The 20162-nt window shown below is 59.1% G+C and carries 17 protein-coding genes; 4 read left to right on the top strand and 13 right to left on the bottom strand.

Translation table 11 applies throughout. The annotated features are described in order from the left end of the window. Positions 1-7 precede the first annotated feature (7 nt). Positions 8-724 (top strand): immunity 52 family protein, encoded by a 717-nt coding sequence (locus IGS55_RS04780; protein WP_230518598.1) that lies wholly within the window; start codon positions 8-10, stop codon positions 722-724. Between the two features lie 303 nt (positions 725-1027). Here IGS55_RS04780 and IGS55_RS04775 read toward each other — a convergent pair whose 3' ends face one another. Beyond that, the gene (locus IGS55_RS04775) at positions 1028-1132 is read right to left on the bottom strand and encodes a transposase (RefSeq protein WP_268992011.1); all 105 of its coding nucleotides are present in this window, start codon (positions 1130-1132) and stop codon (positions 1028-1030) included. 693 nt (positions 1133-1825) lie between these two features. Here IGS55_RS04775 and IGS55_RS04770 point away from each other — a divergent pair. After that, positions 1826-2584, top strand: a complete 759-nt coding sequence (locus tag IGS55_RS04770; RefSeq protein ID WP_230518597.1) for a hypothetical protein — start codon at positions 1826-1828, stop codon at positions 2582-2584. A gap of 208 nt (positions 2585-2792) precedes the next feature. Here IGS55_RS04770 and IGS55_RS27950 read toward each other — a convergent pair whose 3' ends face one another. The 3 genes from IGS55_RS27950 to IGS55_RS04755 all read right to left on the bottom strand — a co-directional run bounded on the left by IGS55_RS27950 (position 2793) and on the right by IGS55_RS04755 (position 6550). Then, positions 2793-3197, bottom strand: a complete 405-nt coding sequence (locus tag IGS55_RS27950) for a T6SS immunity protein Tdi1 domain-containing protein (RefSeq protein WP_230518596.1) — start codon at positions 3195-3197, stop codon at positions 2793-2795. Positions 3198-3569: 372 nt separating this feature from the next. Beyond that, positions 3570-4109 (bottom strand): hypothetical protein, encoded by a 540-nt coding sequence (locus IGS55_RS04760; protein ID WP_230518595.1) that lies wholly within the window; start codon positions 4107-4109, stop codon positions 3570-3572. A gap of 962 nt (positions 4110-5071) precedes the next feature. Beyond that, positions 5072-6550 (bottom strand): hypothetical protein, encoded by a 1479-nt coding sequence (locus tag IGS55_RS04755; RefSeq protein ID WP_230518594.1) that lies wholly within the window; start codon positions 6548-6550, stop codon positions 5072-5074. A gap of 174 nt (positions 6551-6724) precedes the next feature. Between IGS55_RS04755 and yddG the strand changes: the two genes are divergently transcribed. Beyond that, positions 6725-7630, top strand: a complete 906-nt coding sequence (gene yddG / locus IGS55_RS04750; RefSeq protein ID WP_230518593.1) for an aromatic amino acid DMT transporter YddG — start codon at positions 6725-6727, stop codon at positions 7628-7630. Between the two features lie 93 nt (positions 7631-7723). Here the strand turns inward: yddG and IGS55_RS04745 are convergent, their stop codons facing one another. From IGS55_RS04745 to IGS55_RS04705, 9 genes are all read right to left on the bottom strand, one after another. Continuing rightward, complete coding sequence (locus IGS55_RS04745) at positions 7724-8011, bottom strand: hypothetical protein (RefSeq protein ID WP_230518592.1); 288 nt, start codon at positions 8009-8011, stop codon at positions 7724-7726. Positions 8012-8076: 65 nt separating this feature from the next. Continuing rightward, positions 8077-9435, bottom strand: a complete 1359-nt coding sequence (locus IGS55_RS04740) for a Vps62-related protein (protein ID WP_230518591.1) — start codon at positions 9433-9435, stop codon at positions 8077-8079. Positions 9436-9555: 120 nt separating this feature from the next. Further along, positions 9556-10605 carry a helix-turn-helix domain-containing protein gene (locus IGS55_RS04735; protein ID WP_081368119.1) on the bottom strand — a complete coding sequence of 350 codons (1050 nt, stop codon included), beginning with the start codon at positions 10603-10605 and terminating at the stop codon, positions 9556-9558. A gap of 129 nt (positions 10606-10734) precedes the next feature. Then, entirely contained in the window at positions 10735-11898 is a 1164-nt protein-coding gene (locus IGS55_RS04730; RefSeq protein WP_230518590.1) for an MFS transporter, read from the bottom strand. Positions 11899-11990: 92 nt separating this feature from the next. Next, entirely contained in the window at positions 11991-12572 is a 582-nt protein-coding gene (vioE, locus tag IGS55_RS04725) for a violacein biosynthesis enzyme VioE (protein ID WP_230518589.1), read from the bottom strand. Positions 12573-12581: 9 nt separating this feature from the next. After that, complete coding sequence (locus IGS55_RS04720; protein WP_230518588.1) at positions 12582-13700, bottom strand: tryptophan hydroxylase; 1119 nt, start codon at positions 13698-13700, stop codon at positions 12582-12584. Then, positions 13700-14989: an FAD-dependent oxidoreductase gene (locus IGS55_RS04715; RefSeq protein ID WP_230518587.1), complete on the bottom strand. Its 1290-nt coding sequence runs from the start codon at positions 14987-14989 to the stop codon at positions 13700-13702. The genes IGS55_RS04720 and IGS55_RS04715 overlap by 1 nt, the downstream gene beginning before the upstream one ends. Position 14990: 1 nt before the next feature. Beyond that, positions 14991-18008: an iminophenyl-pyruvate dimer synthase VioB gene (gene vioB, locus IGS55_RS04710; RefSeq protein WP_230518586.1), complete on the bottom strand. Its 3018-nt coding sequence runs from the start codon at positions 18006-18008 to the stop codon at positions 14991-14993. Next, positions 18005-19312, bottom strand: coding sequence for an FAD-dependent oxidoreductase (locus tag IGS55_RS04705; protein WP_230518585.1), 1308 nt, complete (start codon positions 19310-19312; stop codon positions 18005-18007). The genes vioB and IGS55_RS04705 overlap by 4 nt, the downstream gene beginning before the upstream one ends. Before the next feature lie 332 nt (positions 19313-19644). Here IGS55_RS04705 and IGS55_RS04700 point away from each other — a divergent pair, with 332 nt between their 5' ends. Further along, the gene (locus IGS55_RS04700) at positions 19645-19875 is read left to right on the top strand and encodes a hypothetical protein (RefSeq protein WP_128143027.1); all 231 of its coding nucleotides are present in this window, start codon (positions 19645-19647) and stop codon (positions 19873-19875) included. The last annotated feature ends 287 nt before the right edge of the window (positions 19876-20162 follow it).

The raw sequence follows: 20162 nt of genomic DNA, 5'->3' as shown, positions 1-20162 counted from the left end.
AAAATCCTTGTTCAAACGCGATGCAGCGAACCCATCCATTGCGTTCCGACCTTCCGTCCAAAAAATCGCGACGATTGTCCGCTTCTTGCAAAAAACTGAGGCGTTTGGAAAGAACTGGTTTCTGTCGAAAGAGACAGAAGCAGAGTCGTTTCTGTATCCGGTTTTCGATGCCTCGGGAGAGCTTACTACTGCGGCCGAAGCCGTACTCGAGGCCGAGTTTAAGGATGAGAAATTTCGATATCTCAGTGCTTGGAATGGCGAACTCGGAGACGGCGAGGGCGCGAGTATTGCGCTTGGGTTCAGCGACAGTGAGTGGCCCTCTAGGAGTCTGGAAATCAGCGATCAAGGCGTCGGCGCAAAACGGCTTGGTATTGATGGCGTGAAAGAGATGCTGTCCATTATCGCGAGGTCCCTGCGGCCGGTATTGATTACGGTTGCACGTAATCAGTATTTTAAAAAACAGGTCTTCAAGGATCGTCCCGGTGTTGGCTGGATGTTGTACCTGCCGCGCATACTCACGGTCCAACAGGTGCCAGAGGCACGCGCTTTAGTGCCCGTGATGGCGATGGATGAGCAAGGTAAAGACAAGCAGATCGGCACCATCATCGTGAGTGTCACCGACGAGCCTTTCAATGATGAGAATCCTGAGCACGTCAAGATCGCCAATGCCATTGAAATTCGTCTGGTCGATCAGGACTTGCTGCCTCGCTATGTCGATATTTGACGAAGGATAACTCACTTCGATAGTACGAAAATATCCTGCCATGCAGGGGATAATCACTGTTCGACAACAAGGTCAAGTCAATTGGCCTTTGGTACATCGTCCTAATCTGCAGTAGCTGCACGCTGACCGGATTTGATACGGCCTTAATAAGAGACGGGCACGCCGCCTACTTCGACGCTTCAACCGTCACCTCTCTGGAACTATGGGTGCGACCAGCTTTACGCTGGTCACGCCCCACCGACCGATCACATTGTCACGCATTAACGCGGGTACGCCGAGGCGCCCTTGCTCGTAAAGACGGGGTCAGCTGAACACCTGGTTCGCATTGAAACCGTGTTCGCGGGCGGTGCGAGCTACCGAGGCGCCCGGTAGCAGCGACAGCGCCACCAATGCGCGTTTGAACTCCAAGGGATGCTGGCGATAGTAGGCGCGTTTATTCGTGGAAATGATCGTTTGAGAATTTGTGTCTAAAATCGAAAATTGTGGGCACAAATACTGTGACAAAAGTCGATCATAAATGACGCGGTTCAGGCCGTCCAGACGGCACTGGGAAGACGCTTTCGGTTAAGCGGCCATGGCAAGCTTCTGTTTTGGCGTGATGCCGTCAGGTGCCATATCCAGCCGCCGTGACGGCAATTCGACCGCCAGCGTGCAAAGCCCCCGATCTGGCCGAGCGCACGAAGCAGATGACGGGCTAGTTTATCGTAGCCAACTGTGGCACTATCGCGCGCAAAAGCAGGCGCTCTGCTGCCTCGGTCGGATAAACCATCCTTGGCCGGCAGTTATGGCTCAGGAAGGCCCGCTTTTGCTAGCGCGTGGTAAGTGTCTCTGCAGGGCTGGGGAGATAGACAGGCCAGACCTCGCCGTTGGATCAGCCAGCTACGAGATCGCGCACTAGGTGCCTGGCAACACCCCAGATCCTAACACGAACATCGGCTCTTTTTCTTTCGACAACCATGGATCAGGAGGGTCTAAGCTACTGGTGGCGATTCAATTTGAGGACTTGGTATTCGAATAGCATCTCACCGCAATGTTGCCTTAATGTATCATTTTTTCGATTGAGACATTAAAATATGCGTTTTATTTGGAAATAAGTCTCACATGCACTATTTATCCTACTACTACAACGAGATATTTTGGACTGCCGTCGTTGTGTGCCTCATCATGGGGAGGCGTATTTTCAATACCACCCATACGCAATTTTCTGTATTGTCGCCACTCACCTGCGTACCACTGCGCTTAATTTCTCCCTTATCTGTCTATCTTGCAGCACTTTCCATTATTGGAGTGATAATAATCATACTCTTTGATTTTATTGGAATACTCCGGATGTCGGGAAAACTAGACGGTATCTGGCCGGTTATGATCTTAGCCGCAACATGTCTTCAATATATTCACATTTCTCGTTGTATTTTTTACCGAACGGCACATTTCAAATTCACATTACGTTGGGAAACGGCGGATGAGGTATCACTGCACCTAAACTTATCACCTGGTGGAAAAGTGCTAAGTCCGATTCAGCGATATAACCTTATATTTGGAGAACTTTCGGAAGTACTAAATGCCGTCACGCTTCCTCTGACGGTTCGTCGCCTGACTATCGCTACGCCTTGGTTCAGTCATACTCGGCCCCATACCAGCCAGGCATTATTTTCTGCATTGCACGCTCAGTATCCTCACGCATCAATTGTACCTTACTCGCGGAGTATGGGGAAAATAGAGCAGACTTGGGTCTGTCTCGTATCTACACATAAAAAGCAATGGAGAAAAATCGTTCGAAGAAATGCACATAAACAGCTGAATGTTAAAGGTTTTACTATTTCATTAACTCCAAAATTAAACGAGGTCTATTCAGGATAAATGACTCTGTCGCGTTGTTAATCTGAGTGCGAAATTTCCCTAGAGTGGCACTATGGCCCGAAAACTGGACGAACGTGTCCTGCCAGCGCATAAAATTGGTCGGCGAACGCCGTCATCACTGTGCGTGCCTTGCGAGCTGGCCTTCGTGGATCATGTGCATGAGTTCGACGCAAGCACAAAGTCCTTACAGTGCTAAGAAGCGAGCGCTCTACAGCTGCCTCGATCGGATATCCTGCAATCCACCCACCAACTCCACATATGTGAAGAAATTCCCCTTCTTGTATGACGCGACTGAGCTGTCCCCACCCATAAATGGAAAAGGTACAGGAATGAAAATCTCGCCATCATCGAGAGACCCAAGTCGGGTTTCAATTTCGACGACTTTTTCTTCCTTTAGAATCAATCGCTTGGTCTCGGGATGAGCAAGAAAAGATTCGATAAAAGCAGTGATTGAATTCATTCCCAGTGGAACGATTTCCGGATTTACTGTAAAAAGAACTGCACATTGGCCACTGGAAGGATTACGTAAGAAAACGTCTCCCAAATAGCTATATCCAAAGACTTCGTCGAATTCGCCGACAAAATTGGCCCAGCGTCCCATTGCTTGCGACACGGCTGAGTATTCTCCTGAATCTGGACACTCATTCTCATGTCAAGCCGGACAATGAATGGCATTTGAAGCCGGACACCTTTTGGCATTTTTAACCGGACACCTGTTCTCCTACTCGGACAGTCAATCTCATACCCGGACACTGATTCTCCTGCCGGACATTTGACTCCTCATCTGCGCCTGCGTTTGCGCCCAATATCGGGGCGAGATCCACGCCCTCGATCGCCACCGCGAGAAGACGCGATGGCGGTACTTCATTTGCTCAATGTTGAATCGCCACGAGTCTGCTGGACACTCGCTAGCCTTTCAAAATGCCTTCGCTCGCATTCGGAATGCAGCTCATTTCTTGTCGCCTTTGTTGCTTGCCGCTTCACATCACGGACATGCGGCATTCGCGAGGCCTCCGGTGTTGCAAGCATTGAGGTAGCCTTGCGCCACTGCGGGCGTCAATTTGCCGCCCGTCTGTGCGTTTATGAATGCTGTGCGACAAGCGCTTTGACCGTTGCTCCCCGGGACAATCGTTTGAGCGTTCATGCGTTGAACATAGGTGACGGGGTCGACGCCACAGAGCAGGGCGTTGCTTTGCGCGACAAACGCTCCGGCAGCGTTCTGGACGATATTGGTCGCTTGTTCGCAGTTGTTGGCCTGAGTGCGCACTGTCAGGTGGAGAGGGACCGGTGGGTTCACGCCATTTGGCTGGAGGCCAAAGGTCAAGTGAACGTCGGGTTGTGCGGCCGTCAATTCACATACTTGCAGGTTTTGCGTAGCAGGGCTGAGGCTTTTGCAGAGGCCGCTGGCGGCGGCATTGCCATAAAACGCCAGCGATGGGCATCGATTTGGAACCTGCGCCAAAGCACAGGAGGAGGCAGATAACAGCGAAACGATCATTGCGGCATGACGCATCTGGGATTTCATCTTGTTCCTTTCGACTTGGTTGAATGGTTGAGTTTGGTATCTCAAATTGAGGTCTGGCGAGTAGCTCCAAGATGTAAGAAATACAAATCCTACATGTTTCTACTAAAGAAAAACTATTCAAATGTAATAATATTAATTTTTTGAAAATATCGTTGATGTGCATCAGTGGTGTCCCGTTCCAGCTGAGCACAAGTACGCTTTCCAGCTATCGGGGATGTTATTTGCTGATGCGATAGCGCTCTTGATCCTTTCCTTGAGCGGAAAAATTGTCGATCCGGCTGCCGTGCGATCGTCCCGATTCCGGCTCAGGAAGTACGGATCGTCTTCGGTCAAGTGTTGCAGGGCGTCAAAAAGCGCTGTGATTTGCGCATCAGTGAAATTCTCCGATTCTCCATACCTCAGTACGCCAAATGGATCGGCTCCAAGTGCCATCGTTCACTAAACGGTCTACACGTTTGCTCAGTATGAATCGGCTAAGGGGCACTTTCAGAAGCAGCGCGTCTACGACATGCTGAGCAACGCCGATATGGCGCGCCGCATTGCGCCAGCTGGCCACGACATCCTGCCAGTGGCCCAGGCCATGGCATAGGTCAAAAAAGGGTGTTAACGTTGAAGTATGGAATGAAAGGGAACTCAGGGGCTTCGCAGAAAAGTATGTAGCATCGATCCACTCGATCCACTCGATCCGCTCGACCAATCTGAAGGATGATGAGCATCATCACCTTACCGAGGCCTTTGCCGCAGCGGCTGCCGACAGGTCGGGTGAGGGGCTGGGGGTCATTGTTGTCGAGGGTGAAATATGCATACGGTGTTGCGCGCCAGCTCTTCGAACGCGGCACGGCAAACCTGGCGCAGTTGCTGCCGATAATTGCCGCGAAAAGATGACTGTTCAGGGCGGCGGCCTGAGTCGTCAGGATGCGCCTCCCGGTATCAATCCGGGAGGCGGCAATTGCTTGCGTATGTTAATTACCCACGGCCCGATCCGGGATGATCCACTGGAAATCCGTGAGAGTGAAGGATGCCAGGCATGAACTCTTGGGGTTGAGCGAGGCGCGCAGGTTCGGGCATTGCGGATTTTGATAGCTGGCCACGCCCGGAGTCATGGCTTTAAAGCTGCTGGGCCAACCTGCGTTGGCGTGGCAAGTGTAGCAACTGGTGCCGACCGGGTGCGTCACCAGTTCGATGTACGGGTTGGTGGCGACGGGGAGCAGGTCCGGGTTGCCTTTTTCCGGGATGCCGTAGGCTTCCGTCAGCAGATAGTGTTTCCATGGTCCAGTGGCCTGGATGTCGGCCGGGCGGTTGGCGGCATAGGGCATGCTGTCCGGACGGTCCGACCACCACACGCTTTGCAGGCCCCAGCTGGGAATTTCCTTGGTATTGATGTGCATGGCGACGGTGACCAGGTAGTCGCCGGCGCCGAAGGGCTGGCCGTTCAGCCAGTAGCTGGCGGCGTTGATGATGGCCTTGTCGGCTTCGTCGAAACTGGCCCAGTCGGCCGCACTCACCTTGTGGTGGTAGAAGTCCTGCAAACCGTATACCTTGGCGGCTTTGGTGATGACGGGCCATGGCGTGGTGGTATCGTGCTTGTACAGGCCGTGCAGATAGCTGACCTTGGCCATCTGGCCGACCTGCTTGCCGTCCGGGGCGATGGCAACGGCCGTACGCCACTTTTCGTAGCCCGCATAACCGGTATATTTGGCGCTGAAGTCGTCGTGCCACACGGGCAATGCGGTCAATCCCTTGGCTTTTACGGGCCAATACATGTGCTTGGTAACGACATAGCTGGCTGGCGCATTCAGGTTATGCACGCGCTTGGCTGGATCGTCCTTGCTGTACAAGGCATCGAGCGTGCTTTGCTTGTAGACGGGCTGTTTCGGGTCGCGGATGAAATCGAGCGCCTCTTTGCTCAGCGATTCCGTCGCGATCATGATATCGCCGTTGAAGGCGAAGTGGATGCCGTCGCGGATGCTGATTTTGGTCTTTCCCCCTTCCGTCGTGCGGGCTATGGCGCCAGGATACGCGGCGATGACCTGTTGCGGGATGCGGTAAAACGGCGTGTTTTGCACGTTGACGGGAGTCAAAGTGCTCGCCCCCAGGCGGCCCATGCGGCGCTTGGCTGGCTTCACGTCCGCCGTGGCGGTTGCCGCATTGCCGCTCAACGCCGCCGTGCCGGCGAACGCGTCGGTGCCGTTGGGCCAGGTGTACCAGACTGGCCAGTCCAGGCCGGTGGCCGGCTGCATGATGCCGGCCCACAGACGCCAGCCGTGCGCGCGCACGACGGCGTTGTCGCCTGTCTTTACCGCCATCTGCAGCGCGTGGGTTTCTGCCGGTTCCAGATAGCCATAGCCTTTGGGGAAGGGCTGGTAGGCGGGCGTGCCGGCGGCTGCGGTGGCGCAGAACAATACGGCGAGGCTGGCGGACACTAACTTGGGAGCGGACATGAATGCACCTGTTTAAGTTTGGTTACTGGAATATAGTATCCGCAAATAATTGATGAAATCTCAATAATTGTCACCGCTGATTGCCCTGGCGAACGACACCGTGTATGGTCTCGCAAGCCCGGCGCCTGGCTGGTGCCGCCGGGCGTTTGATTGCCTTACCTGAATGACATACACATGAAAAACACCAACAAGGCCACCCTGACCGGGCTGGGCGCCATTCTGCTGTGGAGCTCGATTATCGGGCTGATCCGCAGTGTCACTGACTTGCTGGGGCCCACGGGCGGGGCGGCGATGATGTACAGCGTGGCGTCGGTATTCCTGCTGCTGTCCGTGGGTTATCCGAGGCTGAGCGAATTTCCGCGACGCTACCTGGTCTGGGGCAGCGTGCTGTTCGTCACCTACGAGCTGTGCCTGGCGCTATCGATAGGCTATGCCAGCACGGCCCGGCAGGCCATTGAGGTGGGCATGGTGAATTATCTGTGGCCTACCTTCACCATTGTCGCGGCCATCCTATTCAACGGGCAAAAGAGCAATTTCCTCATCGTGCCGGGCTTCCTGCTGTCCGTCGCCGGCATCGGTCGGGTGCTGGGCGGCGAGCAGGGTTTTGACGTGGCCGGCACCGTGGCCAATGTGCGGACCAGTCCGCTCAGCTATGGCCTTGCCTTCGCAGGCGCGCTGATCTGGGCCGCGTACTGTACCGTGACGGCGCGCCTCGCGCAGGGCAAGAACGGCGTGACCCTGTTCTTCATCCTCGTTTCCGTCAGCTTGTGGATCAAATACCTGCTGCAAGGGGGCGGCCACATGGCGTTCACCGCCGAGGCCATCATCTATCTGGTCTTGGCCGCGGGCGCCATGGGCTTTGGCTACGCCGCGTGGAACGTGGGTATTCTTCACGGTAACGTCACTATCCTCGCTGGCGCCTCGTATTTTATCCCCGTGCTGTCCGCCGCGCTGTCGTCACTGCTGCTGCGCACGCCGCTGTCGCTGGCCTTCTGGCAAGGCGCGGCGATGGTGTGCGGCGGCGCCATCCTGTGCTGGCTGGCGACGCGGGCGGGGCGTGCCAAGCCGGTCATCAGCTAGCACTAGCCGAAACACGCCGCCGCGCAACCGGCCAGGCGGTGCGGGCGGGGCTATTGACGCCTGCGCCATGCGGGCAGGATCAAGGTATCGCCATCAGAAAGTCTTGCAGCCCGGGCCGGGAGCGCGTCCCCACGACTTGCCGAAGCTGCCCCGCTTGCACGCTTCAATCGTGAAATTGGGTCTGGATTTGCCGCTGCATTGCCGCGCCGACCAGCAAGGGGCCAAGACGTTCTCGTCCGCGGCGGTATCCTTCTCTGCCTTGGCGGTGGCCGGGCTGTCCACCGCATTTTCCTTGGATGTTTCCTTGTCCTGCTTGGCGGCACTCGCCATGGAAACGGCCGAGATCAAGGCGACAAGGCAAAACAGACGTTGCAGTTTCATATAAACCTCCTGGTTGGATGAGAAATGTCAAACACACTGTTGTACTGCTGGGAAAGATCGGTGATTCAATTTTCCATGGCTTCTGGCGGGCTTGCCTTGTCCGGCGGGGGAATGTTGGTGCGGTCCTGATTCCGGTAGGCGATCGGCCTGATCTGCGTCCCATCCGAGCGCGTCACCACCAGGTCGGTCAGCAATTGCCATTGCCATACACGCGCCGTTTCCTTGAAGATCAGCTGTTCCGAGTATTCGACGCTGGTCTCTTCCGTGCGGCCGCTCAGCTGCGTTAATGAAAACGTGTTGGTCATGGAAAGGGATGCCGAGGCGGTGGGACCTTCGAACACGGCACCGACCTCGACATTCGTGGTGATCGACGTCGACCGTTCGAAGGTCGTGGATTCTTCTTTGGTTACGCCGACGCGGTAGGTTGTCGTCGTGGTGCCGCCCCCGGTCGGCGATAAAACGTTGTAGCAAAAGTAATACGGCTGGGCGGCGATGAAATAGAAGGGTGACGTGTATGGCAGGTCGGGTACGTTGCTGGCGTCGCCGGGGATGGCGGTAAACGGGACGATCACGACTGGGCTCAAGCCGGCCTTCAGCTTGTGGTTGACCACAATTGCCGGGTCCAGCTCCGGACGTGGCGGGCCTGGAAAATCAAATGGTTCCACGTCGAGGCAGGCCATGGGCAGGCGCAAGTAAAATGCCGGCAAGCTGCCATAGGTATACGCCAGCGGCGACAAAAGGACGTATCCATCCTGAACATCCTTCCATTTGTCCGGGCGCGCCTTCGGCGCTTCCACGCTGCCGCTGCCGTGCCATCCGTGTTCTTGCCATACGCGGATCTTGTCGACGGAAATGCACAGGTCTTTTCTCACGCACCAATACTTGCTTCTGTCCGGTTCCCTGGCGTTAAAGCAGATGCCAAGCGCGTAATAGCCATCGGGCGCAATGGGCTGCCAGTAGCAGATGTCCCGGGGGTTTTTGGAGCCTCTGTCATTGACCAGAAAACGGAACCCCGTCGGATGCGCCAATGCGGGACCCAGGGCGGACGGCGGCGCTTCCGGGCACGGTGACAGGTAAAACATGGGAGATGCCCGGGGCGGCTGATACGGCGGAGCCAGTCTGGTGGACACCGCGATGTCGCCGACAGGCAGGCAATTCGCATCGCGCTGCCCGCTGCCCGTGAAATGGTATAGGCCGATCCACGGCATGTTGTTCAGGTCGGGGGGGAACGTGCTCAGGTCCAGTTGGCTCCATACTTCGGTGAACTCATCCGGCTTGGCCAAAGTCAAACAAATTTCACCGTAGCGCACCGCCGTTTTTGTCCAGTCCCTGGCGCGCACCGCCTTGACGATGGCGGCGTTCGCCTTTTCATTGTACGGAGCCAGGGCGGGGGCGAAGGTGGCATCGTTGTTGTCGTTACGCATGGGTGCAGAACTCCGTCGAGAGTAGGAACCGGTCCCGCAGCTGTCGCGGGCGGGTAGGGAACTTGATTCTCCATCCCCGGTTCATGCCGACTTGACACCCTGTTTCACTTTTTTAAAATATTATTTTGAGGAAAGATCATTCCGGACTGTGCCTGAACTGTTCCCGAATTGTTCACGAAAATCGCGCGGCGACATGCCATACGCGCGGCTGAACGCGCGTGAGAAATCGGAGGCGCTGTTGAAGCCCAGTCCCAGCCCGATCTGCGTCACGGCAAGATGGCGCATGCTGGTCAGTTCATGTGCCGCGTCGCGCAGGCGACAATGGCGGATGTAGGCGGCCAGGCCCCCCTGGGATTCAAACAGGCGGTAGATGGTCGAGCGCGCGACGGGAAACGCCCGCATCACGCCGTCCGGCGTCAGGTGTTCCTCGTGCAGGTTCGCCTGGATATAGTGTTCGATCTGTCCCTGCAGCGCGGCGCGGGCGACAGCGCGCCCATGCTCTTCCAGGCGCTGCTGCTTGGCAAATGCGGCAATGATCAGCCGGGCGCACGTGCGTAGCGTCTGCTCTTGCTGGTCTGCCGGCAGCGCTGGCAGGCGCTGGCATAGGATATTCAGGTAAGCCGGCAGCATGCGCGTCAGTGGCGTGGTATAGCCGACGATGCGGCCATGAATGGCTTCGGCGTCGGGCAGGTGCGCGCTGACCGCGGCACGGGGCAGGAAGAAGGCCAGTACATGCGCCCGTGTCGGCCGCACCATGCGCATCGGCTGGTTCATGTCCAGGGCCAGTATGCCTGGCGTGTATTGCAGCGCTTTTGCGCTGGGGCGCGCCGTGCTGGTCTCGATAATGCCCTGCACGGCGATGTGAAAGACGAAATCGCGCATGCTGTCGGTGGAGATGCGCTCATTGCTGCGCAGCTGGGTAACCGCGTCCGTGCGGCTATCCAGATATGCCATGTCCGGCAGCAAGTACGTGTCGAGTTCTGCGTGAAAACCATTGCCCAGCTGCTGGCGCCTTACCTGGAGGTCAAGGAACCGGCCCAGATAATCGCGCCAGGCCAGTAGCTGCAGTTCCTTGTGCTCGCTGGCGACGCTGAAGTGCTGCCGCGTCAGCCCGCTGACGGGCGGCGTGCGGGCATGCCTGATGTCACGCGCGGCAAGTAGGTCGCGCATCGCCGTGGAATATTCCTGGCTCAATGGTGGTGGCTCCAGCGCTAGAGGGTAGCTGTTGCCGGCAGCTTGTCAGCCAGCACCATGATCTTGCCGGGATTGGGCCTGGCCGTCAAGACACGTCGCCGGCCGCTAATGCGACAGCACCGAATCGCGCGACTTGTGCCCGAGGTAAGGCAGCAAGCTGATGAGACCAAGCACTGCCAGCGCGACACCGACCCACAGCGGCGAGCGCAAGCCATAGCCGGCGGCGATGCCGAGGCCACCAAGCCATGAGCCGGCGCCCAGGCCGATGTTGATGACCGAGGTATGGACGGTGTTGACCAGCGGCCCCGGATGGGCGGTCTTCATCACGCGGGCGATGATGGCGGGATTCATCGACATGCCGACCAGGCCCGTGACGACCAGCAGGGCAACGCTGATGGTCTTGTCGTGCGCAAAGACGGCGAACAGCGCCAGGCTGATGCTCAGGATGACCATGCCCCAGACCATGATGACGGTGGTGTAGCGGTCCGCATAACGGCCGACCACGCCATTGCCCACTACATTGGCGACGCCGTAGACGCCCAGCAGCCAGGGGATAGCGGAGGCCGGAAAACCGGTAACTTCCGTCAGGATGGCCGCGAAGTAGCTGAACGCCGCGAAAATCGCGCCGATGATGAGGCCGCTGCTGGCATACGCCGCCCACAGGTGGCGGTTGCGGAACTCTGCCAGTTCATTGCCGAGGCTGACGACTTCGGATGGCTTGGTGCGCGGCACCAGCACGGTGATGAGCGCCAGGCACATCAGCGCGAGCAGCACCACCAGCCAGAAGCTGGCGCGCCATCCCAGGTGCTGGTCGATGAGCGTGGCAACCGGCACGCCCACCACCGAAGCGAGCATGAGGCCGCCGATCACGACGGCGGCGGCGCGTCCGCGCGCGTTGGGGCTGACGATATCGGCGCAGATCGCCAGGGACAGGCCAAAGCAGGTGGCGGCGGCCACGCCCGTGACCACCCGCGCGACGGCCAGGATGTCATAGCTGGTGGCGGAGGCGGCGACGGATTGGGCCAGGACATAAAAGCCCAGCAGCCACAGCAGCCCCTGCTTGTTCGGCACGCGCAGCTTGAGCAGGACGATGGTGCTCAGCGGCCCGCCGATGACCATGCCCATGGCGTAGAGGGAGATCAGATAGCCGATCCGTGTCACCGGTTCGTCCATGGCCAGGGCCAGTGACGGCATCATGCCCGCCACCATGAATTCGGATGTGGTTAACGAAAAGATCGTCAACCCCAGAATGTAAACAACCAGCGGCATAGCAATATCCTTCGAGAGTAATAACAAAAAACACTAGCCAGGGATGGCGCGCGCGCCGGCCGCATGCGGCCCTTGCACGCGCCATGCCCTGGTCAGGTGTTGCAAGACGTAAAGACGCTGTCCGGAATGTCGCCGACAGACAGATTGGGAAAGTCGCGTACCGAACGGTGCTGCGGGTCATTGCCGGTGACCATGCGCAGCAGGCGGTTGCCACCGGCCTCCAGGTAAAACACCGATGGCGGCTTGCCCGCTGGCTCGACTACCCAGGCATCCGCCTCCCGGCCCAGCACGCTGTGGCGGCCGTCGTGACGGGCGCCGCCGTCCAGCAGCACCGCTTGCGGCAGGAACAGCGCCTGAAACGGCGTCACCTCGTCGGCCAGCGCCGTTCCCTGCAGCTGCGCGCCAGTTGCCTGCGCCTGCCGTGCATAAGCCACTTTTTGCTTGCGGCTTTGTTCACGCCGGGCGTCGCCGATTTCCGACATCCACAACAGGTGTCCATGTTCCTTTTCCGGCCAGGGGTTGAACAGGCCATCGATGCGGCAGATGTTGCGCGCATAGTCGAACCAGCAATAGCCGGACGTGATCTGGTCGTCCTCCTGCATCGGCGTCCAGTAGGAAACATAGGCGCTGCTCCATTGCATCGGCAGCAGCGGCGGGGAGACGTGTGTCGGCATGGTATCTCCCTAGCGGCCCAGCGCGTAGCCAAGACTGGCCATCAGCGCTTCCTGCAGCGATGGCAAGTCCTTGCGGCGGGCGTCGAAGCTGTCGGTCAGCTCTGCATTGCTCAGGTCGATACGCTCGCCTACGGTTTCAAACCACAGGCGGCTGGCGTTGGCGTGGTCCTTGAACAATTGCATCAGAGGCACGGCGCGGGCATTGAAGCTGTCCAGGGCGGCGGCCGTGCCAGCTTCGGTATTGAGGATTTTGACCAGCAGCAGGGCCGCCACCACCGCCATGGTGGTGCCATGGCCGATGGAAAAATGCCCCGATTGCAGCGCATCGCCGAGCAGGACGAACTTGCCGTCGCGGGCCCGGTCGCGGCTGAGGGTCATGAAGTTGCGCCAGCCCTGGCCCGGTTGGCTCTGCAGCCCATGTTCGCCGAGCTCGGCTTTGAACGTCTTGGCGATATATGCGGCGGCGTCGCGCTCGGACAGCGCTTCCAGGCCGGCCCTGGCGTACGTCTCTTCGCTGCATTCGACGATAAAGGTGCTCATCGTGTCCGAGTATTTGTAGGCATGGCCGATGAAAATGCCTTGCTCATTGCTGCGGAACACCAGGTTCATCTGGTCGAACAGCTGGGTGGTGCCGTACCAGATGTATTTGTTGCGGCCGAAATCGATGTGCGGCGCCAGCGCTGGCGGCAACTCCAGCGATTTGTAATTGACGCCATTCGCTACCACGACCAGGTCGTACTCGGCTTCCAGCTGCGCCCGGGGCGCCGGCGGCGTTTCGTAGCTGATCGCGATGCCGGCCGCCACGCACTTGGCGCGCAGCGCCTGCACCAGGGCCTGGCGTCCGACGCCGCACAGGGTCACGCCGGTGCTCATCAGATTGGGCTGGTCGTGGTGCACGAGCTTGAATTCTTCCAGGAACTGCGGATTGAGCCGTTCCGGCTGCTCCAGATAGGAGAGCGGATTGGCGGGATGGCGCGGCGGCCGTCCCGGCAGCACGACGCCCCAGCCCAGCACTTCTTCCGGGGTATTTTTTTCCGTGATGCTGATATTCCAGCCGGGCTGGGCTTGTTTCATCTGACTGGCGAAGAGCAGTCCTGCGGGGCCTGCGCCGATAACGAGAATGTTCATTAATTTACCCTTCCAAGTTTGTACCAAACGTTTTGTTTCTTCTGGATTTGCTGCAATTCATCGTAAGGAACCGATGTGAAGTACAGTTTCTCCGCCATGTCTGGCGGATAAACACGGGGGAATTTCTTGTGCATGTAGCGCGTGTAGCGCGTCTGCAGGAAGAAAATCAGATTCGGATTGCTCAGCGCTTCATAGTTGGCGATCGCCATGTCCTGCATGGCGTCCGCCTGCACCTTGCGCTGCTGCGTGAACTCGGACAGGGCGGGGCCCAGGGTATTGCCGTGCTTTTCCAGCAGAGAAACGAAGACGTGGACGTCTTCCAGCGCCATGTTCATGCCTTGTCCGAGGAAGGGGGCGGTGGCATGCGCCGCATCGCCGATCAGCAGGATATTGGCCTTGTAGTGGAAGGTGCTGGAACGGACATTGATGAGGTCGTTGCTGGGCAGCGCCATGAACTGGTCGATCATCTCCTTGCGGCGGTCCGGCGGCAGGTTGCCGAAGTAGCGGCTGAAGAAGTCGGCCATGGCTTCGCGGTTGAGCGTGCCCAGGCTGGGCGTGCCCGTGTAGGGCAGGCACAGGGCGAAGCTGATGCTGCCATCCGGAATGGTGGCCGCGCGGCCGGCAAACAGGCCCTTGGAATCCATGCCGAAGAAATACAGCAAATCCTTCCGGAAACCCAGATCCGCCGCGTTCGGCAAGACCAGCGTCTTGTAGCCGTGGCGGAAGTAACTCTGTTTGAACTCGAAACGGCGCACGCCGCTTTGCATGGCGCGCCGCACGGCCGAGTGGGCGCCGTCGGCGCCGATGACCAGGTCGCCATGCAGCTGCTGCACGGCGCCGTCCGGGCCCTGGATCAGCACGATTTTTCTTTCCAGGTCGACATCCAGGCATTTATGCTCAAAGTAATACTTCACCTCGTGCAGGGCGGCATGCCGGTTCAGCAGGCGCTGGAAGGCGGTGCGGTCCAGCGACAGGGGAAACAGGCCTTCGAGCGGGGTCAGCTCGCGTATGCGGTGCCGGCCGCCCACGCAAAATGCCATGCCGACGATGGGTTCGCCGCACTGGTCGAGCTCCTGCTTGCTGATGCCAGCTGCCAGGACGGCCTTGATGCCGCGTACCGTCATGCTCACGCCGATGGCACGCGAGTTGACCGGGTCCGTGTTTGCCGCATTCTCCAGCAACGGATCGCCGCGTTTTTCGATAACGTGGACATCGTGTCCCCGTTGCGCCAGATAAATGGCGCTGAGGCTACCTGCCAGGCCTCCGCCGACGATAATGATTTTATGCATTTCAAGCCTCTCTTGACATCTTTCCCCGAGATAAATCGGTAAGTTGCTGATTAAAAAACTCCAACATCTCTATCGGCGCCATGCCGATGACATCGCTCTCAAGGCCGCGCGCGTATTGCGCCAGCGCCTGGCATTTCTGCGCCAGCATGTCGCAGCCCAGGCTGTAGTCGCTGCTGATCAGGCTGCTGACCGGCTCTGGCACGGGCGGTCCCGCATGGCGGCCGGGCACGCCGGACGGCATGTTCATCAGGGCGGCCGACAGGGGACGCAACAGGCCGGTCATGATGTCGATGGATGCATTCATCAGGCGCGAACGGCGCAGGCTGCCCAGCGGCCGCTGCGCGAAATGGTGCGCCATCATCAAAAAGGTTAGTTCGTAGCAGCCTTGATACAGCTGCATCAGCGCGCGCGCCTTCCGGTCGGTCACCACGGTGCAGTCCGCACGCGCTTCCAGCACGGGATTCTTCAGCGCCGGCAGCGCCGGCTCGAACGGTTTGTCGCAGGCTGAAAACTTGCCGGCCACGGCGCGCAGCCGCTGGAAGTGCGACGAGGCGAAATGCGGCGAATCGACGGCCACGCCTTCCCCCTGTTCGGTGACGAAGTCGATGGCAAACAGCGCGCTGTCGCGGTCCGACACTTCCAGCTGGTAGCCGGGATAGGCGCGGTTGGTCAGTTCTTTCAGGAACAAATGATGTTCGCCGCCGCGCTTGCCGCCGCCGCTCTCGAACAGGCCGGGCAATTCGGCAACGGCCTGGCGGATCGCGATATAGAAGGTGGCGATGGATTTGCCCGGCGTGGGAATGTAGTCGGGCCATTCGAAACGCACGAAACGGGCCAGCACGTGTTCGGAAAATGGTTCGAACGCAAATTCCGTGTCCAGGCCGAAACGCTTGCGCGCCAACTGGCCCAACACCGGGGTGCCGCTATAAAACGGTTCGCCAAGCGCCATCAACACATTGTTGACTAATAAATAGTGAATCATTTCTTCATGGGCGATCTCCAGCAACGCGCCGCGCGTGCCGCTGTTGCGGCGCCGGTCTTCGGCGCCGCAGGCCAGCTCCAGCTCGGCCGGCAGCCAGCGGCCTGCCCGCACCAGCGCCGCCCCCTGCGCATAATTGGGAATCGAATACGCGGCATACAGGTACTGCAGCATCAGAGACAGTTCCAGGTCGATGGCCTTTTTCAGTTCCTCGATCAGCTCGGCCTTGCTGCCGATGACAGGCGGCATCGCCGCTTCCGGCAGCGCCGCCTTGGCCTTTGCCTCGACCTGCGTCAGGTATTTCAGGAACAGGCGCGACTTTGGCAGCGACAGTTCGCGGGTGCTGGGCATGTAGTAGCTCTTGTCGCGGTTCTGCGGATCGCACATCTGCCACATCAGGCGCGAATAGGTTTCGCACTTGCACTGATCCGCCAGGCTGAAGACCTTGTCCGACATGAAGGGATACACGAGCTCGTAGTAGCTCATCACATGCCGGTAGAGGAAGGCGTAGTCGACCTGTTCGGCCGGTACGTCGTCGAGGTCCCAGTCGTCGGGCAGCACGCGCACGCCGAGGTATTGTTTATCCTTGCCTGCCCCCAGCACGATCCTGGTCGCGCCCGGCTGGCGCCCCGTCAGGGTCAGCGCCGTGTAGCCATCTCCGAGCGGCGACGGCTGCTGCTCCACGGCCAGCAGCGCGCCGTCCTCGGCCTGCGCCGGCAGGAGGGCAGGCGCCGCCAGTTCGCCGCGGAAGCGGCTTTGCACGGTGATCGTCTGCGGAAAATGCTCGTGCTTGTTGCGGTTCGGCGCTTCCAGGTACAGCTGATTGCTGTCCGATTGCAGTACCCAGTCGGCTTCGTCCCACTGGGCCTGCGCGCTGCCCAGGCTGAGCGAAGCCGTGGCCGCGCCAGTGTGCTGCAGCGGCACGTCGAAGACGCCGTGATGGCGCCAGTAGTCGCGGTACAACTGCTCGGGTATCCGCGCCAGCAAGGTGCCGGCGCCGTCCTGCAGCAGCAGGTCGCCGAGCGCCTGCTTGTCGCCCAGGGCATGCGTGGGATGCTGTTCCGAGACGGCGCCCGTGCCGCGCGTGGTGAAGGGAATGGCGGTCGGCATGTTGAAAGTGACGCGGTCCGCATGCATTTTCACCAGCACCGGTCCCAGGCTGCCCTGGCGCGGCTGCAGCAGGCGGCCGGCCGGATAGGTTGCCAGCTCGTCGCGCCGCCACAGGCCGATGCTGCCGGCCAGGTCGTAGAACACGGGGGAATCGGGTTTTAGCGGCGTCGACATATTGAACAGCGCATATTGCACCGTCAGGCCCAGCACCGCGTCGTCGGCCAGGGCTTGCCGCAAGGCCTGCATGCTGGCCGGCAGCGGCAGATCGCCATTGAACAGGAAATGCGGATCTTGCTTGGCCACGGAAAACTGGAACAGCCTGGAGCGGCCGAATTCCTCGTCCAGGAAATGCCCGCTGCGTTCCGTGACATGGCCGCTGCCGAGCCAGCGTACCGAGTGCGCCTGCGCGATATCGGCTGTGAACAAGGTGGGCGTGTTGGGCGTGGCCAGCTTGTCGCTCAAGGTGAACTGGCCGGCGTAGATCAGCGTGGTGTCCGGCTGTGCCGGGTTGTTGTCGATCCACCTGGCGCGGTTGAACGTCGTGCGCAGGTACTCGTTGTAGTGGCCCCACAGGGCCAGCTTGGCGCCCACCAGCGCGTCCTGCGTATCGACCTCGCCATCGCGCAGCTGGACGCCCGTGATCCGCGCGTTTTCCCACGAGAAATGGTTGTTGCCGCAAAGGTTGTAGCCTGCAGCCTGGCTGAAGACGCCGTCCGGATCGGGCTTGCCCTCCGCATTGAAGCGGGGGGCAAGCTGTTTCAGGTGCGCATGGAATTCGGCCGGCGGCCGGCTCAGGTCGACGGCCTCGCCCGCCATCGATACCGCATTCGTGGCGATATCGATGTTGCCGTGCGTATTGCGATTCCCCGTCGGCACATTGGCGCGGGCAAAACCCCGAAAATGCAGGCGGGGGAAGTCAAGTAGGCTCATGCGCGCTCGGTCGAGGAAGTGATGAAGGTATCATTGGCGGCCGCGACCTCGTCCAGTTGAGCTAGCCGTTGCAGCAACAGACCGCTGGCTTGCTGGGCGCTGATCAGGCTGCCTTCCATCCAGCCGCAATGCCCGGTATAGGCATCCGAGCAGGAAATGATGCCGTCCCGGTGCAGCAAGACGGCCGGATGCTCGGCTTCCGGTTCCACGCAAAACTCGACGCCATGCGGCCAGAACTTGTGGAAGTGCGCCTTGATCCGCGGCAGCGGCCGGCCATCGAGCGGCAGGACTTCTTCCAAGTGGCTGCGGACACGCTCCAGGTACACGTCTTCACCGAGTTCCAGGCTGTCGCGCCAGTAGCTGGCGCTTTTGCTGTCGGTGTAGAACAGCACATACTTGTCGCTCTTGAAGTAGATCTTGCGCAGGGGATTTGCCGCCATCAGCACCTTGTCGGTCAGCCCCAGCGCGTCCCACCAGGCCGTGTCGAACGTAAGGAAACCCTTGAACAGGGGCAGCGAGTCGTACTGGAACGGGCTCCAGGCGGCCGGGAAATCCAGGTTCAGGCGCGGCATGGCGGATGGCGGGATGGCCATCACCAGATGACGTGTGCGGTGCATCTGCGTGTCGCCGTGGTGGCTGAAGGCGAGCACATGGTCGGCGCCCGATTTTTCAACGGACAGCAAGCGATGTTCGAGCTGGAATTCCACGCCGGCGACCTGGGCCTGGTGCTGCAACTGGCACAGCAGCGCGTGGTAGCCATCGGTGGCATAGTGCCACTGGTTGGTGGCGTTTTCCGTGAAGTGCTGCGTTTCCGGGTGTTTCTTGATGATGTCGTAGGCCATGGCCGCCGACACCATCGGCAGCAGCAAGGCGTCATAGCCGGTCGCCTTGATGATGTGGCTGGCCTTGGCGGCGCCCAGGTAATGGCTGACGAAATCGAGGAAGGAGAGGTTCGGATGCTCTGCCAGCCTCGGGCTCAGCTCATCCAGCGTCGCCTTCAGCTCGTCCAGCACGCTATCGTGGGAGATGACCTCGGTGAACGGGTAGACCGCATGCGGCAGACCGCTGCCCTGCATCAGTTGCTGGAAATGCGGATGCAGCTGCGGTGAATAGCGGGCGGCGCCCAGTTCGGCGATTTCCTCATCATCTATTTTTCGCGACTGGATGCGGCCGCCCACGGTGGCATTCAGGTCGAATACCCGGATGCGCAGCTTCCTGTCGGCGGCGGCGCCGATCAGGCGGTTGGCGCAAGTCAAGCCGCCTATGCCGGCGCCAACGATGCAAATGTCAGAATACGTGCTCATACGAAATTCCTTTTTAACGTTCATTAATCAAAAAGCTGCAAAATCGCTAGCAAAAGTTCCCCCTGCACGTGTTGGCAAGGGACGGGGACGCTGCGTGTTACGGCACTTGGCGAGCGTTATCAGCTGGGGAATGAAGAGCCTGGCGAAAACTGGCGTTGTGTCTGGAATGGTCGATTCTTGGCAGCAGAGTTTCTGTTTCAGATCAAAGATGGCACCGACATTAGCCCAGGTATCAGGCACTCAATTTGATAAATATCAATGTATTTGCCGTCTGCCAAGCGTGCGCTGATATCGCGGAAATGTTGCTACGCTCCTCGCAAACGGGAGGCACCATGTCCGACTTCATCGAACTGTTGCAATGGCCCGCCATGGCCGCTTCGCTGCTGGCAGCCTGGCTCGTGGGGTCGCGCGCGGCCGCGCGGCGCTTTGCCGGCTTCTGGGTTTTCCTGTTCAGCAATGTGCTGTGGGTCTGCTGGGGATGGCATGACGGGGCCTGGGCCCTGATCATCCTGAACGTCTGCCTGGCCTTGACAAACGTGCGCGGCATCGTCAAAAACGAGTAAGCGCGAGACGATTTGCTCAAATATATTTCTGTTTACATATTTGTTTCTATGAGTGTATACATGGCTTGCGGGCCTGCTTGCATCTATTTCCTTGCGGAAAACCGCCATATTCTCCCGTCTGCTTCAGATATTTGCTGTCTTATATAAGATTCGACACCATCGGATACACAAACAGCGGCAGGACAGTCTAAAATACGTGGTGGGCAAGCACGGCGTCACCGCCGGCACACTAGCCGTCCAAAGCAAGGCTAACCGTCCTGTGTTTGGAATGAAGAAAGTTAACCACC

Source organism: Janthinobacterium sp. EB271-G4-3-2, assembly GCF_020858035.1.
GTDB classification, from domain to species: domain Bacteria; phylum Pseudomonadota; class Gammaproteobacteria; order Burkholderiales; family Burkholderiaceae_D; genus Janthinobacterium; species Janthinobacterium aestuarii.
This window is presented reverse-complemented; position numbering and strand designations above follow the sequence as displayed.

Excerpts from the sequence above, each read along its gene's own strand:
- IGS55_RS04770 (WP_230518597.1), top strand. The coding sequence starts at position 1,826 with ATGCACTATTTATCCTACTACTACAACGAGATATTTTGGACTGCCGTC.
- IGS55_RS04760 (WP_230518595.1), bottom strand. The coding sequence starts at position 4,109 with ATGAAATCCCAGATGCGTCATGCCGCAATGATCGTTTCGCTGTTATCT.
- IGS55_RS04755 (WP_230518594.1), bottom strand. The coding sequence starts at position 6,550 with ATGTCCGCTCCCAAGTTAGTGTCCGCCAGCCTCGCCGTATTGTTCTGC.
- yddG (WP_230518593.1), top strand. The coding sequence starts at position 6,725 with ATGAAAAACACCAACAAGGCCACCCTGACCGGGCTGGGCGCCATTCTG.
- IGS55_RS04745 (WP_230518592.1), bottom strand. The coding sequence starts at position 8,011 with ATGAAACTGCAACGTCTGTTTTGCCTTGTCGCCTTGATCTCGGCCGTT.
- IGS55_RS04740 (WP_230518591.1), bottom strand. The coding sequence starts at position 9,435 with ATGCGTAACGACAACAACGATGCCACCTTCGCCCCCGCCCTGGCTCCG.
- IGS55_RS04735 (WP_081368119.1), bottom strand. The coding sequence starts at position 10,605 with ATGCGCGACCTACTTGCCGCGCGTGACATCAGGCATGCCCGCACGCCG.
- IGS55_RS04730 (WP_230518590.1), bottom strand. The coding sequence starts at position 11,898 with ATGCCGCTGGTTGTTTACATTCTGGGGTTGACGATCTTTTCGTTAACC.
- vioE (WP_230518589.1), bottom strand. The coding sequence starts at position 12,572 with ATGCCGACACACGTCTCCCCGCCGCTGCTGCCGATGCAATGGAGCAGC.
- IGS55_RS04720 (WP_230518588.1), bottom strand. The coding sequence starts at position 13,700 with ATGAACATTCTCGTTATCGGCGCAGGCCCCGCAGGACTGCTCTTCGCC.
- IGS55_RS04715 (WP_230518587.1), bottom strand. The coding sequence starts at position 14,989 with ATGCATAAAATCATTATCGTCGGCGGAGGCCTGGCAGGTAGCCTCAGC.
- vioB (WP_230518586.1), bottom strand. The coding sequence starts at position 18,008 with ATGAGCCTACTTGACTTCCCCCGCCTGCATTTTCGGGGTTTTGCCCGC.
- IGS55_RS04705 (WP_230518585.1), bottom strand. The coding sequence starts at position 19,312 with ATGAGCACGTATTCTGACATTTGCATCGTTGGCGCCGGCATAGGCGGC.
- IGS55_RS04700 (WP_128143027.1), top strand. The coding sequence starts at position 19,645 with ATGTCCGACTTCATCGAACTGTTGCAATGGCCCGCCATGGCCGCTTCG.